14 protein-coding genes are annotated in these 14,297 nt (G+C 48.8%); 11 read left to right on the top strand and 3 right to left on the bottom strand.

Features of this window, described 5'->3' with window-relative positions; translation table 11 throughout:
* Positions 1–19 precede the first annotated feature (19 nt).
* The 9 genes from NYE42_RS10385 to NYE42_RS10345 all read left to right on the top strand — a co-directional run bounded on the left by NYE42_RS10385 (position 20) and on the right by NYE42_RS10345 (position 9,864).
* On the top strand, positions 20–400 hold the full coding sequence (locus NYE42_RS10385; RefSeq protein ID WP_007410116.1) for a DUF1360 domain-containing protein: 381 nt from the start codon (positions 20–22) through the stop codon (positions 398–400).
* Between the two features lie 121 nt (positions 401–521).
* Entirely contained in the window at positions 522–2,060 is a 1,539-nt protein-coding gene (locus tag NYE42_RS10380; protein ID WP_007410117.1) for a family 10 glycosylhydrolase, read from the top strand.
* Between the two features lie 140 nt (positions 2,061–2,200).
* Positions 2,201–3,343, top strand: coding sequence for an acyl-CoA dehydrogenase family protein (locus tag NYE42_RS10375; RefSeq protein ID WP_352426441.1), 1,143 nt, complete (start codon positions 2,201–2,203; stop codon positions 3,341–3,343).
* Between the two features lie 45 nt (positions 3,344–3,388).
* Positions 3,389–5,029, top strand: coding sequence for an AMP-binding protein (locus NYE42_RS10370; RefSeq protein WP_326245398.1), 1,641 nt, complete (start codon positions 3,389–3,391; stop codon positions 5,027–5,029).
* A gap of 21 nt (positions 5,030–5,050) precedes the next feature.
* Positions 5,051–6,400 (top strand): acetyl-CoA carboxylase biotin carboxylase subunit, encoded by a 1,350-nt coding sequence (locus NYE42_RS10365; protein ID WP_342496924.1) that lies wholly within the window; start codon positions 5,051–5,053, stop codon positions 6,398–6,400.
* Positions 6,397–6,609 carry an acetyl-CoA carboxylase biotin carboxyl carrier protein subunit gene (locus NYE42_RS10360; RefSeq protein ID WP_007410121.1) on the top strand — a complete coding sequence of 71 codons (213 nt, stop codon included), beginning with the start codon at positions 6,397–6,399 and terminating at the stop codon, positions 6,607–6,609. Before NYE42_RS10365 ends, NYE42_RS10360 begins: the two co-directional genes overlap by 4 nt.
* Before the next feature lie 15 nt (positions 6,610–6,624).
* The gene (locus NYE42_RS10355; RefSeq protein WP_007410122.1) at positions 6,625–7,524 is read left to right on the top strand and encodes a hydroxymethylglutaryl-CoA lyase; all 900 of its coding nucleotides are present in this window, start codon (positions 6,625–6,627) and stop codon (positions 7,522–7,524) included.
* Positions 7,525–7,537: 13 nt separating this feature from the next.
* Positions 7,538–8,317: an enoyl-CoA hydratase gene (locus NYE42_RS10350; protein ID WP_144664844.1), complete on the top strand. Its 780-nt coding sequence runs from the start codon at positions 7,538–7,540 to the stop codon at positions 8,315–8,317.
* A gap of 17 nt (positions 8,318–8,334) precedes the next feature.
* A complete protein-coding gene (locus tag NYE42_RS10345) occupies positions 8,335–9,864 on the top strand; it encodes an acyl-CoA carboxylase subunit beta (RefSeq protein ID WP_032865964.1) in 1,530 nt (509 codons plus the stop codon).
* 54 nt (positions 9,865–9,918) lie between these two features.
* Here the strand turns inward: NYE42_RS10345 and NYE42_RS10340 are convergent, their stop codons facing one another.
* From NYE42_RS10340 to NYE42_RS10330, 3 genes are all read right to left on the bottom strand, one after another.
* Complete coding sequence (locus tag NYE42_RS10340; protein ID WP_007410125.1) at positions 9,919–10,509, bottom strand: DedA family protein; 591 nt, start codon at positions 10,507–10,509, stop codon at positions 9,919–9,921.
* 74 nt (positions 10,510–10,583) lie between these two features.
* Positions 10,584–11,477: a UTP--glucose-1-phosphate uridylyltransferase GalU gene (gene galU, locus NYE42_RS10335; protein ID WP_032865966.1), complete on the bottom strand. Its 894-nt coding sequence runs from the start codon at positions 11,475–11,477 to the stop codon at positions 10,584–10,586.
* 6 nt (positions 11,478–11,483) lie between these two features.
* On the bottom strand, positions 11,484–11,891 hold the full coding sequence (locus NYE42_RS10330) for a GtrA family protein (RefSeq protein ID WP_014418060.1): 408 nt from the start codon (positions 11,889–11,891) through the stop codon (positions 11,484–11,486).
* A gap of 276 nt (positions 11,892–12,167) precedes the next feature.
* On the opposite strand from NYE42_RS10330, the gene NYE42_RS10325 reads away from it, so the two are divergent.
* Together NYE42_RS10325 and bioA are read left to right on the top strand one after the other, a co-directional pair.
* The gene (locus NYE42_RS10325; RefSeq protein ID WP_063095115.1) at positions 12,168–12,938 is read left to right on the top strand and encodes a 6-carboxyhexanoate--CoA ligase; all 771 of its coding nucleotides are present in this window, start codon (positions 12,168–12,170) and stop codon (positions 12,936–12,938) included.
* Complete coding sequence (gene bioA / locus NYE42_RS10320; protein ID WP_352426440.1) at positions 12,935–14,281, top strand: adenosylmethionine--8-amino-7-oxononanoate transaminase; 1,347 nt, start codon at positions 12,935–12,937, stop codon at positions 14,279–14,281. The genes NYE42_RS10325 and bioA overlap by 4 nt, the downstream gene beginning before the upstream one ends.
* The last annotated feature ends 16 nt before the right edge of the window (positions 14,282–14,297 follow it).

The raw sequence follows: 14,297 nt of genomic DNA, 5'->3' as shown, positions 1-14,297 counted from the left end.
TTTTTTTGGAGGCTTTGACATGACGAACCTATCTTGGCTTACGTATGTAATGATCATTCTTGCCAGCTACCGGCTGACCCATTTGATCGTATTTGATAAGATTACGGAATTCATAAGAAAACCCTTTATAAAGCAAGAAAAAACCGTCGATCAAAACGGGCGCGCCGTCCAAAAAAAAGTCCCTTCCTCCGCATTCGGTTATATGCTGCAATGTTATTGGTGTGCGGGCGTCTGGTGCGCCATATTGATCGGCATCTGCTACTTGGTCTGGCCCCGCTATGCACATCCGGTTATTTTCATTTTGTCCATCGCCGGAGCACAGGCCATTCTTGAAACGTGTGTCGGCGTCGGAACGAAGGTCATTGACGTGCTCGCCGCTATGAAACATAAAAAGTCCTGAAGCGTTTTGATTCGCTTTAGGACTTTTTTCTTTCCTTTTTAGGCTGAGAGGAGCAAAGCAGGCTTTCTGATTCACCGCCCGGAATGCTTCGGAATACCGTAAAGCAGAGAGGGGGAAAAACATGAAAAGCTGCCGTTTTAGCATGATATGGTTTTTGGCCGTTGTACTGACAGCCGGCATCTTTACATTCTCAGCATCCGCACAAGCAAGCGGCACTCAGCCGGAGAGAGAAATGAGAGCCGTATGGATCGCGTCTGTCACCAATATCGACTGGCCCTCTAAAAAAGGGCTGTCACCGGAAGAGCAAAAAAGAGAATACAGCAAGCTGCTGGATGACGTTCAGGAGATGGGAATGAACGCCGTTATCGTCCAAATTAAGCCTGCGGCTGATGCTTTTTATCCATCAGATTACGGGCCTTGGTCAGAGTATCTGACAGGAACACAAGGCAAAAATCCCGGCTACGATCCGCTTGCTTTTTTAGTTGAAGAGACACATAAACGGAATCTTGAATTTCACGCTTGGTTCAATCCTTACCGGATCACGATGAATCACACAAATTTGAATGCGCTTTCAGATGATCATCCCGCGCGTTCGCATCCGGACTGGGTCGCTGCATACGGAAAACAGCTGTACTATAATCCGGGCATTCCGGAAGTAAGACAATTTATAACGGATGGAATCAAAGAGGTGGTCAGCCGTTATGACATTGATGCGGTTCATATGGATGATTATTTTTATCCTTATAAAATTGCCGGACAGGAATTCCCCGATCAGGCGGAATACGAACGGTACGGAAAAGCTCACTTTGCATCAGTTGATGACTGGCGCAGGGATAACGTCAACCGGCTTGTAAAAGAAATCAACCAAACCATCAAACGAGAAAAACCTTATGTCAAATTCGGAATCAGCCCGTTCGGCGTATGGAGAAATGCCGCAGATGACCCGACAGGCTCCGAAACGGCCGCAGGGGTGCGGAACTATGATGATTTATATGCTGATACGAGAGAATGGATCCAAAAAGGATACATTGATTACATCGCACCGCAAATTTACTGGAGCATCGGATTTAAAGCGGCGGCATATGACGTCTTAGCGGATTGGTGGGGAAAAGAAGTGAACAATCGGCCGGTGCATTTATATATCGGGCAGGCAGCTTATAAAATCAACAACAACGCTGATCCGGCCTGGGCCGACCCGGGGGAATACGGAAGGCAGATTACTCTAAACAGGGGATCAGCATGGATAAAAGGCAGCATGCATTTCAGTTTAAAGGATTTAAACCGTAATCCGCTCGATGTAAAAAACCGTTTGATCAAAGACATGTACAGCCGGCCCGCATTAATTCCCGAGATGCCTTGGCTCGGACATTCCGCTTTAAAAAAACCGGCTGTCAAACGGGCGGAGAAGAATGCTTCCGGCCATACACTCTATATCGAAGATGCGAAATCCAACGGTAAAAAAACGGCTTATTACGCCATTTACCGCGCAGAAAAGGGAAAGCAGCCTTATTTAGTGGATACAGTCAGAAAAACATCGTCACGGACGCAGACATTTTCAGATACTGATATTCGGGCGAAAGAAGCCTGCACCTATTTCGTTACTTCCGTTGACAGGCTTCACCATGAGAGCCGTCCCTCCGCAAAACGGACAATTAAATAGCCATTATTAAAAAAACTGACAGTTGCGGCGCTGTCAGTTTTTTTGCAGCGGATGAGTCCGAATGTTCAGACTTTATTTGGATGGAATGAATAAAGACCCCCATTAATAAAATGTAGAAAGCAGCAGAAGGAGGAAGGTTAATGAATTTTCAACTGACAAAAGAACAGCAGATGGTGCGCGAAATGGTCAGAGATTTCGCCAAAAATGAAATTGCCCCGAAAGCCCATGAGGTTGATCAATCGGCCGTCTTCCCGATAGACACATTTAAAAAAATAGGCGAACTCGGGCTGCTCGGAATTCCGTTTCCGGAAGAATACGGCGGGGCGGGCGGTGACACCATTTCATATGCAGCAGCGGTCGAAGAAATCGGAAAAGCCTGCGGCAGCACGGGGCTGAGCTACGCGGCGGCCGTGTCACTCGGCGCAAGCCCATTATACTATTTCGGTACTGACCAACAAAAGCAAGAACATCTTATTCCGCTTGCTTCGGGAAAAGCGCTCGGATCATTCGGGCTGACAGAGCCGAATGCCGGTTCCGATGCCGGCGGAACCCAGACAAAAGCCGAGAAAAAGGGCGATGACTATGTGATAAACGGAGAGAAATGCTGGATCACAAACGCAAATTACGCCCGCACGGTCATTGTCACCGCCGTTACGGGAAAGAACTCCGCCGGAAAACCGATCATTTCAGCTCTCATCGTCCCGACAGACACACCGGGATTTACGATCACAAATCCGTACGACAAGATGGGTGTGAGAGGGTCGGATACGGCCGAACTTGTGCTGGAGGATGTCAGGGTGCCTGCCGATAACCTGCTCGGTGATCCTGAAAAAGGTTTTAAACAATTTTTATATACATTAGACGGCGGGCGGATCTCGATTGCGGCACTGGCTGTCGGTATCGCTCAAGGCGCACTGGAGGCATCGCTGTCATATGCGAAGGAACGCAAGCAGTTCGGCAGTCCGATATCGTCATTTCAAGCCATTCAATTTAAGCTGGCCGATATGGCGATGGAAATTGACCTTGCCAAACAGATGGTGCTTAAAGCGGCATGGCTGAAGGATCAAAACCTGCCATTTACGAAAGAAGCTGCATTCGCCAAGCTTTATGCTTCAGAAATGGCCGTCAGAACATGCCTTCAGGCCATCCAAATTCATGGCGGTTCCGGTTATATGAAGGAATGCGGCGTCGAACGTATGCTTCGTGACGCAAAGCTGATGGAGATTGGCGAAGGAACGTCAGAAATTCAAAGAATGGTCATCGCAAGACAGCTTTTGAAGTGAAATGAAAACGTTTACTAAGACAGGGATGGAAGGGGGGCAGGTCATATGGCTGAACTTATCCATTTAACAGCCGGAAAGCTGCTTGAGCGGACCGCGGAGCTTTTTCCGGATCGTGAAGCGGTTGTTTACCCTGAGCGCGGCCTTCGTTATACGTATGCCGAGTTTGACCGGTTATGCCGGCAAACCGCAAAAGGGCTGATGAAGCTGGGAGTTGAAAAAGGAGATCATGTTGCCATATGGGCATCCAACATTCCGGAATGGCTCGCGGCGCAATTTGCAACGGCGAAAATCGGCGCCGTTCTGGTCACCATTAATACCAATTTTCAAATCGCAGAGCTCGATTATCTGCTGGCGCATTCAGACGTCTCGGCCTTGATAATCATGGATTCCTACCGGCAGACATCTTATGTTGAGATGGTGAATAAGCTAATTCCGGAGCTGAAAACTTGTGAGCGCGGCAGGCTGCGTTCGAAACGTTATCCCTTTTTAAGGACGGTGTTATATATCGGTGATAAAAGCCTGCCCGGGATGCACCGTTGGGATTCATTGCTGGATAATGCCGAGTCTGTAACGGATGCAGCGCTTGACGGAAGGATGGACAGCCTGAAAAAGGATGATTGCATTCATATGCAATATACATCAGGTACGACCGGATTTCCGAAAGGCGTCATGCTCTCACATTTTAATATCGTAAATAACGCGGCCAATATCGCAGAATGCATGAAGCTTACTTCATGTGACCGTTTATGTATTCCCGTGCCGTTTTTCCACTGCTTTGGGTGCGTGCTCGGCGTGCTGGCATGTGTTTCCGCGGGTGCGGCGATGATTCCGATCGAACAGTTTTCTCCGCCGGCCGTTCTGAAAACGGTGGAGCAAGAAGCCTGCACGGCTCTGCACGGTGTACCGACGATGTTTATCGCCCTCCTAAATGACAGCCGTTTTTCTGAATATGATCTTTCCCACGTCCGAACCGGGATTATGGCAGGCTCGCCATGCCCGGCGGAAGTCATGAGAGAAGTGATCGGCAAAATGGGGATGACTGACATTACCATTGCCTACGGACAGACCGAAGCATCACCTGTCATTACGCAGACAAGAACAGATGATCCGTTTGAAAGAAGAGTGGAAACAGCGGGGCGCGCGCTTCCCCATATCGAAGTCAGAATCGTTCGGCCCGGAACATCCCAAGAAGCCGCCCGGGGCGAACAAGGAGAGCTCTGCACCCGCGGATATCATGTCATGAAAGGCTATTATAAAAATCAAGAAGCGACCGAAGAAGCGATAGACAAAGACGGCTGGCTGCATACCGGTGATTTGGCGGTCATGGACGAGGACGGGTACTGCAAAATCACGGGCCGTCTGAAAGACATGCTGATCAGGGGCGGCGAAAATATCTATCCGCGCGAGATTGAGGAAATGTTATATCGGCATCCCGCGGTAGCAGACGTTCAGGTCGTCGGCGTTCCTGATCCGAAATACGGAGAAGAGGCCGCGGCGTGGATCAGGCTCAAAGACGGACAAACCGCTTCCGCAGAAGACATCAGAACCTTTTGCAAAGAACATATCGCCCGCTATAAAGTCCCCAGGTATGTTTTGTTTACAGATGAATATCCAATGACAGCCTCAGGAAAAATTCAGAAATTCAAGTTGCGGGAAAAAACGATTGAAGAGCTCAAGTTAACTTAATGAAAAAGGAGTGCTTCACATTTGTTTAAAAAAGTCCTGATTGCCAACAGAGGAGAAATCGCCTTACGAATTATCCGCACCTGCAAACGTCTCGGCATCCCCTCGGCAGCTGTGTATTCAGAAGCCGACCGGGACGCGCTGCATGTAAAAGCGGCTGATGAGGCCTATCCGATCGGTAAATCGAGAGTAAATGAAAGCTATTTACATATCGACAGAATCATAGAAGCCGCCAAATCCGCCGGAGCGGACGCCATTCATCCGGGCTACGGGCTTCTGTCAGAAAACAGCCTGTTCGCCGAACGCTGCCGCAAGGAACAAATCACATTTATCGGTCCGCCCGGTGATATCATCGCCAAGATGGGCAACAAGATTGAAGCCCGAAAAACGATGCAAAAAGCAAAGGTCCCGATCGTTCCCGGTGTTTCAGAGCCATTGCCCGATGTTCACTCCGCCTTAGCCGAAGCCCGTGCCATCGGTTTTCCGGTCATGCTGAAAGCGTCCGCAGGAGGAGGCGGAATCGGCATGCAGATCGTACATTCAGAAGAAGAGCTGGCCAAAGCGTTTGAAGGCAATCAAAAGCGGGCCGCCTCCTTTTTTGGAGACGGCGCAATGTATATGGAAAAGGTCATTGAAAATGCCCGTCATATTGAAATTCAGATACTCGCAGATTCTTTCGGCAACACCGTTCATCTGTTTGAACGTGACTGTTCAGTCCAAAGGCGCCACCAAAAAGTGATAGAAGAAGCGCCGTCGCCGTTTGTTGACGATGAATTAAGACAAAGACTCGGTGAAACCGCCGTTAAAGCCGCAAAATCGATCGGCTACCAAAATGCAGGCACAATAGAATTTCTCGTCGACCAAAAGAAACAAATCTATTTTTTAGAGATGAACACCAGACTGCAGGTGGAGCATCCGGTGACAGAAGAAATTACAGGACTGGATCTTGTGGAAGAACAGCTGAAAATTGCCGCTGGGCAGGCGCTGACTTTCTCGCAGAAAGATATCAACCACCGCGGTCATGCGATAGAAGTGCGGATCTATGCGGAAGATCCGGTCACCTTTTACCCGTCACCCGGTACCATCTCGTCTTTTTCCGTTTTAAGACACCCGTCAGTGCGACACGAATGCGCCGTCGAAAAGGGAAGCGTCATTTCTCCGTTTTACGATCCGATGATTGCCAAAATGGTCGTCACGGCGAATACGAGAAAACAAGCCATTGAACAACTGAAAACCGCCCTTGGCGAATATCATGTAGAAGGGATTAAAACCAACATTCCGCTGCTGACAAAAATTGCTCATTCAGAAGTGTTTGAAAAGGGCGAGGCAACAACCGGTTTTTTACAAACAATGAACGAGGGGGCATCCAAATGAGCGTCATAAAAATTCAAATGGCGGGAAACCTGTGGAAAATTCATGTGAAGCCGGGTGATGTCATTGAAGAAGGACAGGAAGTGGCCATCTTGGAATCTATGAAAATGGAAATTCCGATTATCGCTGATGCAGCGGGTACGGTGAAAGAAGTGAAAAAATCAGAAGGTGATTTCACTGATGAAGGAGAGGTCCTGATTGAACTTCAATAAAACGGGAGGTGCAGCATGAACTGTCCGAAACATGTCCGCATCAATGAAGTAGGACCGCGTGACGGCTTGCAGAATGAATCGGCGTGGGTGGATACAGAAGATAAGATTGAGTGGATCAATATGCTGTCAAAAACAGGCCTTCCCTATATCGAAGTGACATCATTCGTGCATCCGAGATGGATTCCGGCTCTTCGTGACAGCCTGGACGTCGCAAAAGGCATTGCCAGATCTGAACATACGGTCTACGCGGCTCTCGTTCCGAACCTCATCGGACTGGAGCATGCGGCAGAAGGCGGAATCGATCAGGCATGTGTATTTTTATCTGCAAGCGAAACCCATAACCAAAAAAACGTAAACAAACCGATTGACCGGACCGTTCAAGAGCTCAGGCGGGTTATTACTGAAGCAAAAGCTGAAAAAATGGCGACGAGAGCTTATCTGTCCACTGTGTTCGGCTGTCCGTACGAACAGAACGTGCCGGTCGAACAAGTCATCCGCCTGTCAGACACCCTGCTCGAAATGGGTGTTGATGAAATATCGCTCGGCGACACGATCGGCGCGGCAAACCCCTTGCAGGTCATAGCCGTGCTTGAAGCCCTTTTGCCGAGAATTCCCGCCTCAAAAATCGCACTCCATTTCCATGATACAAGAGGAACGGCTCTAGCGAATATCATTCCCGCTCTTGATATGGGCATCACATCCTTTGATACTTCCTCAGGCGGGCTTGGCGGCTGCCCGTACGCCCCTGGATCAGCAGGAAACGCTGCCACAGAAGACGTCATTTATATGCTCGAACAAATGGGGATTGATACCGGGACGGACATGAATAAACTTCTTTATGCCGCAGGCTGGATCGCGGATAAAATAGGCAAAGACCTGCCAAGCAGAAACCTGCAGGCATTCAGAACGAAATGAGAAAGGAGAAGCCATGGGAGATTGCGTCTTGTATTCCGTCTGTCAAGAAACGATCGGTCTGATCACGCTGAACCGCCCGCATGCGGCCAACTCGCTGTCTTCAGACATGATTGATCACTTACAGCGTGTGATTGAAGACATCAAAAACTCGCCATCCATTCGTTGTGTCATTCTCACCGGCACCGGGAACACATTTTGCGCCGGTGCTGATTTAAAAGAAAGAGCGGGGATGAATCATGAACAAGTTAAGCAAAGCGTCAGGCGTATCGGTGAAACGGCCGCATCCATTGAAGCTCTCCCGCAGCCGGTCATTGCAGCGCTGAACGGAACCGCTGTCGGAGGAGGCCTTGAACTCGCTCTCGCCTGCGATATCAGAACAGCCGTCAGCCGGGCGGGCCTCGGCCTTCCTGAAACAGGGCTTGCGATCATTCCCGGAGCGGGCGGAACGCAGAGACTGCCCCGGCTTATCGGCCCCGGCGCGGCAAAAGAATTGATCTATACCGGCCGAAGGCTTTCTGCCGAAGAGGGAAAAGACATGAAGCTGATCGAGCATGTTTGTGAAGCCGATGAACTTATGGAAAAAGCAAAAGCACTGGCCGGGCGCATCGCCGCTAATGGGCCGATCGCCGTCAGACAAGCAAAAGCCGCGATAAACAAGGGTCTTGATACAGATCTCAATACAGGGCTCGAAATCGAACGAAAAGCATATGAACAAGTCATCCCCACACTTGACAGAGAAGAGGGCCTGCGCGCTTTTAAAGAAAAAAGACCCCCTGAATACAAAGGAAAATAAAACATGGAGGGACTCGGATGGATTACGAAAAAGAACGGCAGACACGCAGCAAAACGATTGAAAAGGGAGGAGCCGCGAAATATCACGCAAGCAACGAAAAGAAGGGAAAACTTTTTGTAAGAGACAGGCTGAAGCTTTTATTCGATGACGGCATATCCGTTGAAGACGCTTTTTTCGCCGAGTGCATGTCAGACGGACTTCCGGCAGACGGGGTCGTTACCGGGATCGGCACCATCGGCGGCAGAACCGTTTGTGTGATGGCAAACGACTCAACCGTAAAGGCGGGCTCGTGGGGCGCGAAAACGGTGGAAAAAATCATCCGCATTCAGGAGACGGCGGAAAAGCTTCAGTGTCCGCTCTTGTACTTAGTCGATTCCGCAGGTGCGAGAATTACGGATCAGGTCGACATGTTCCCGGGCAGAAGGGGAGCCGGCCGCATCTTTTATAACCAAGTAAAGCTGTCGGGCCGCATTCCGCAAATCTGTTTATTGTTCGGCCCTTCCGCTGCGGGCGGCGCTTACATTCCGGCCTTTTGCGACATTGTCATTATGGTTGAGGGCAATGCATCCATGTACTTAGGTTCCCCGCGTATGGCAGAAATGGTGATTGGCGAGAAAGTATCGCTTGAAGAAATGGGCGGCGCCCGTATGCATTGTTCCGTATCAGGCTGCGGTGATCTCCTCGCCCGGACGGAACAGGAAGCAATCATGATGGCGCAGACATATCTCAGCTACTTTCCGGCAAATTATACTGAAAAAGCGCCCGTCAACAAATCTAAGAACCCGAAAGCTTTTGAAAAACCGCTCTCAGATGTCATCCCGGCACATCAAAACGCACCGTTCAACATGATGGATTTAATTGAACGTGTCATTGATGAAGACTCATTTTTTGAGATTAAACCGTTATTTGCGCAGGAATTAATAACGGGGCTTGCGCGGATTCACGGACAGCCGGTCGGCATTATCGCCAATCAGCCGCGTGTCAAAGGCGGGGTTTTATTTCTCGATTCGGCGGATAAAGCCGCAAAATTTATCGCTTTGTGCGACGCATTCCATATTCCGCTTCTGTTTTTAGCAGACATTCCCGGATTCATGATCGGAACGAAGGTTGAGCAGGCGGGCATCATCAGGCATGGCGCAAAAATGATCTCCGCAATGGCGGAAGCGACTGTTCCGAAGCTTTCCGTTATCGTCAGAAAAGCCTACGGTGCCGGATTATACGCGATGGCGGGGCCTGCTTTTGAACCGGACTGCTGTTTAGCGCTTCCGACTGCGCAAATTGCCGTAATGGGTCCTGAAGCAGCGGTGAATGCGGTCTACGCAAACAAAATCAGTGAGCTAGCCCCTGAAGAAAGGCCGGCTTTTATTCAAGAAAAGCGTGATGAATATAAGGAAGACATTAACCTTTACCGACTTGCCTCTGAAATGGTGATTGACGGCATTGTTCCTGCTGATTCCTTGCGGGAAGAACTCAATAAACGCCTCACTGCTTACATGTCCAAACAACTGACATTCACACACCGGAAACACCCCGTATACCCGGTATAAATAAAAAAAAGACTGCATAGATCCGGCTCGCAGCCGCTCTTATGCAGTCTTTTTTCATAGTCTTGATCTCATTTTCTTCACAACAAAATAAACAACAATAAATACGAGAGCCAATATAATGATCGGAGTTGTATACATTCCGGCATAGCTGTCTACGTCTTTCCACTGTCCCCCGAGCTGATACCCGAGATAAACGAAAATGACAGACCACGGAATAATGGCAAGCGTCGTCAATATGACAAACTTGGAAAGAGGCATTTTCGCAAGGCCGGCCGGGATGGAGATCGCATGTCTGACGACCGGGATAAACCGCGCCGAGAACACAACGCCGGCGCCGTAACGGCGAAACCAGTTTTCCGCAACATCAACATGATGCTTTTTCAGAAGTAAGTACTTGCCGTACTTGTCCAAAAACGGCCGTCCCCCATAACGGGCGATCCAGTAAATAAAGCACTGCGCGATCGTTCCCCCGATCACACCGGCGACAATGGCGCCGATAAAGCTGATCGTGCCTTCTGACACCATATAGCCTCCGTAAGCCAGAACGATTTCACTCGGAATGATTTCGATCATTAATCCGAGCGCAATCCCTAAATAGCCCATACTTGTCAGCCAGGATAATATTTCACTAATAAAATTGCCCACACTGTTCACAACCTCTTTATCTTTTTACCCAATTATATGACTGATTGACAAGCAAAATGGTTACAAATTATTTTTTAACGCACGATTTCTTCAGATTCTCTTTTTAACACCTCTTCTAAATAAGCTAAAAGTTTCGGTCTCATTTCTTCCCGAAGAAGCCCGATCTCCGTGCCGGCCTTAAAACAGCCGATTTTATCTCCTATATCAAACCGGCTTCCTTCAAGCTCCCGCGCGTAAATGCTTCGGGTGCGGCACACTTCGCGCAGCGCGTCTGTCAATTGGATTTCGTTGCCCGCGCCTCTTCCGATCGTCTTCAGCGTTTTAAAAATAGCAGGGGTTAATATGTAGCGGCCCATCACGGCAATATGAGAGGGCGCCTTTTCAACAGCAGGCTTCTCAATCAGATCCTCAACCTGGTACACATGACCGCTCTGCCGCCCCGTCTGTATAATACCATATTTGCTGACATCAGCAGGATCGACGGGCTGTACGCCGACCGTTTCTGTGCCGTGTTGGTTATAGACGTCTATGAGCTGTGAAAGAGCGGGAGTGTCAGATACCATAATATCATCACCTAATAGAACGGCAAAAGGCTCATCTCCGATAAAATGCTCCGCACACAGCACCGCATGTCCTAATCCGAGCGGTTCTTTCTGACGGATGTAATGAATATTGGCCAAATCGGCAATCCGCTGCATTTCCTTCAGCGTCTCCGTTTTGCCTTTTTCCTGCAGATTGAATTCCAATTCCGCCGACCGGTCAAAATGATCTTCAATCGAGCGTTTGTTTCTCCCTGTAATAATCAGTATATCTTCAATTCCTGACGCTGCGGCCTCTTCGACAATATATTGGATGGCCGGTTTGTCGACAATCGGCATCATTTCTTTCGGCTGCGCCTTTGTCGCCGGCAGAAATCTCGTTCCTAAACCGGCTGCGGGAATGACCGCTTTTCTCACTTTTTTTCTCATTCATCTTCACTCCTGATCCTGTATGTTTTTCAGCGAATCTCCAAATACCCAGATTCGGTTTCCGATAAAATTCATCATCATCCCGCCGATAGTGGCGGCGAACTTACTCACCAATAGCGAACAGCCGCCTTTTTGAAACGCGTAAAGCAGCAAAAAGGTGATTCCCGACGCGGCAAGATTAATCATGAGAAATCGCATGATCTCTTTCCCGTCAGCCTTGCGTTTTACACGAAACGTCCACTTCCGGTTCCATACATAGCTGTTGATGATCCCTGCCGAATAGGAGCAGATCTGCGCCGGAAGATAGGGGACATGACAAGCGGCGAGAAGAAAGAAGACACCAAAATCGATCAGCGTATTGCCGACGCCTACAGTGCAAAAACGGCCTGCTGTCTTTACTTTTTCTTTCAGCATAACGGCATCCGGTGTTGACCTCCCTTCATAAAAAAATCAGATGGCTGTCATATTTGTTGATATGGATTACTTTAGCGGACAGTGTTGAATAAACAATTACTAAAATATGAACAAAACATGAAAACGTAATGAGGCTTTGCAAAACTAATTAAGTTAACATTTTGATAGTTTAGGTTGACATATTCCGTGAAGGGCACTAATATTCTGTATAAGTGTTAACCTTAAATTAATTTTTGTTAACATTAATTTTCAAAGTAAGAGAAAGGAGGGGAATATATGCGGGAAGAAACCTATTACAGCGTCAGAATGAGAGCTTCCCGAAACGCCCCCCATGAGCAGGGCGGAAAACACATTTCCGGCGGAGAACGGCTCATCACTTACAGCGGTTTACAGGAAGCGGTAGATGGCTTATTACATAAAGGCTTCTCGCACTCAAGAGGGATACCTGATTTTATGCAGATTCAGCTTGAAAGCATTAATGAACCGATCGAAACGATCCGCCCTTTGCCGGTTGCTTTCCATCAAACAGACACGCCGGAAAAAGGACAAGCAATCGCCCGCAAGCTTCTGCAAAAGGCGGGGATCCCCCCGCACATGATAGAGAAAGCGTACGAAAACATTGCGGAATATGCAGAAGCAAGAGGGGCGGTCCTGTTTGATATCCGGGCAGGAAAACGCATTGACGGCAGAGGAAATAGAGGTGTGCGGGTATCCCGAGTGGATTGGCCGTCACATGATTTTCAAAAATGGGCTTTTACTCACAACATGCCGGAACATTCACGAATAAAAGAAGCACATGCCATCGCGGCAAAAGTTTGCGCACATCCGGGGATTATTGCTGAATTGTGCTGGTCGGATGACCCTGATTACATAACAGGCTACGTTGCCGCAAAGAAGCTGGGATATCAGCGGATTTCCGAGATGAAGAATGCCGGAGATGAAAGCGGATGCCGGATTTTCTTTACAGATGGCTCCATAGATAAGGAGAGCTGTATCCATTTTTTAGAGAAGCAGCCTGTATTCATTCAGCGGGAGGGGAACATATGAAACAATCAATGATCGAAAAAAGCAAACAGCATCTTTGGCTGCCTTTCACACAAATGAAAGATTACGATGAAGATCCGTTAATCATTGAAAGCGGAAACGGGATCATGCTGAAAGACATCAGCGGCAAAGAATATTATGACGGCTTTTCTTCAGTATGGCTCAATGTACACGGCCACCGAAAAAAAGAAATGGATGAAGCGATTCAAAAACAGCTTGAAAAAATCGCTCATTCGACCTTGCTGGGTATGACGAACGTTCCCGCAACAGAACTTGCCGAGATGCTGACAGGCATCACACCGGAAAAGCTGACACGCGTTTTTTACTCCGACAGCGGAGCGGAAGCAATGGAAATCGCTCTGAAAATGGCCTTTCAATACTGGAAAAACATAGGGAAACCCGAGAAACAGACGTTTATTTCTATGCAGAACGGCTATCACGGCGATACGATCGGAGCCGTCAGCGTCGGCTCCATAGAACTTTTCCACCATGTGTACGGCCCGCTGATGTTTGAAAGCTACAAAGCCCCGATTCCGTATGTATACAGATCTGAAAGCGGCGACCCCGTACAGTGCCGGGATGAATGCCTTCACGCGCTCGAACAGCTGCTTGCAAAGCATCATGAAGAGATTGCCGCACTTACGATCGAATCGATGGTGCAAGGCGCATCCGGGATGATCGTCATGCCTGAAGGCTTTCTGGCAGGCGTACGAAAGCTGTGTACGGCATATGATGTGTTAATGATCGTTGACGAAGTGGCGACGGGGTTCGGCCGCACCGGAAAAATGTTTGCCTGTGAGCATGAAAATGTCCAGCCGGACTTGATGGCGGCAGGGAAAGGCATTACGGGAGGCTATTTGCCGATTGCTGTGACGTTTGCCACAGAAGCCATTTATGAAGCCTTCTACGATGACTACGACAAAATGAAAACATTTTTCCACGGCCATTCCTATACAGGAAATCAGCTTGGCTGTGCCGCGGCAATTGAAAATCTGCGTTTATTCGAATCAGAGCGCATCGTTGAACAAGTCGCCGAAAAATCAAAAACGGCAGCGGAATTTCTTCATGATCTGAAGCAGCTCCCTCATGTCGGCGATGTCCGCCAGCTCGGTTTCATGTGCGGCATAGAGCTTGTGCAGGATAAGGGGACAAAACAGCCTTATCCGCCTGAAAAGCGGATGGGATACAAGGTGTCCTTGAAAATGAGAGAGCTTGGTATGCTGACACGGCCGCTCGGAGACGTCATCGCCTTTCTGCCGCCGCTTGCCAGCACAACCGATCAGTTACAAGCCATGATCTCCATTATGAAAGAAGCGATAGCCGAGGTGACCGGCCGTGGATTTTGACGGATGGCTCCTCGGA

Origin of the sequence: Bacillus sp. FSL K6-2865 (assembly GCF_040311405.1) — a bacterium.
GTDB lineage: Bacteria > Bacillota > Bacilli > Bacillales > Bacillaceae > Bacillus > Bacillus velezensis.
This window is presented reverse-complemented; position numbering and strand designations above follow the sequence as displayed.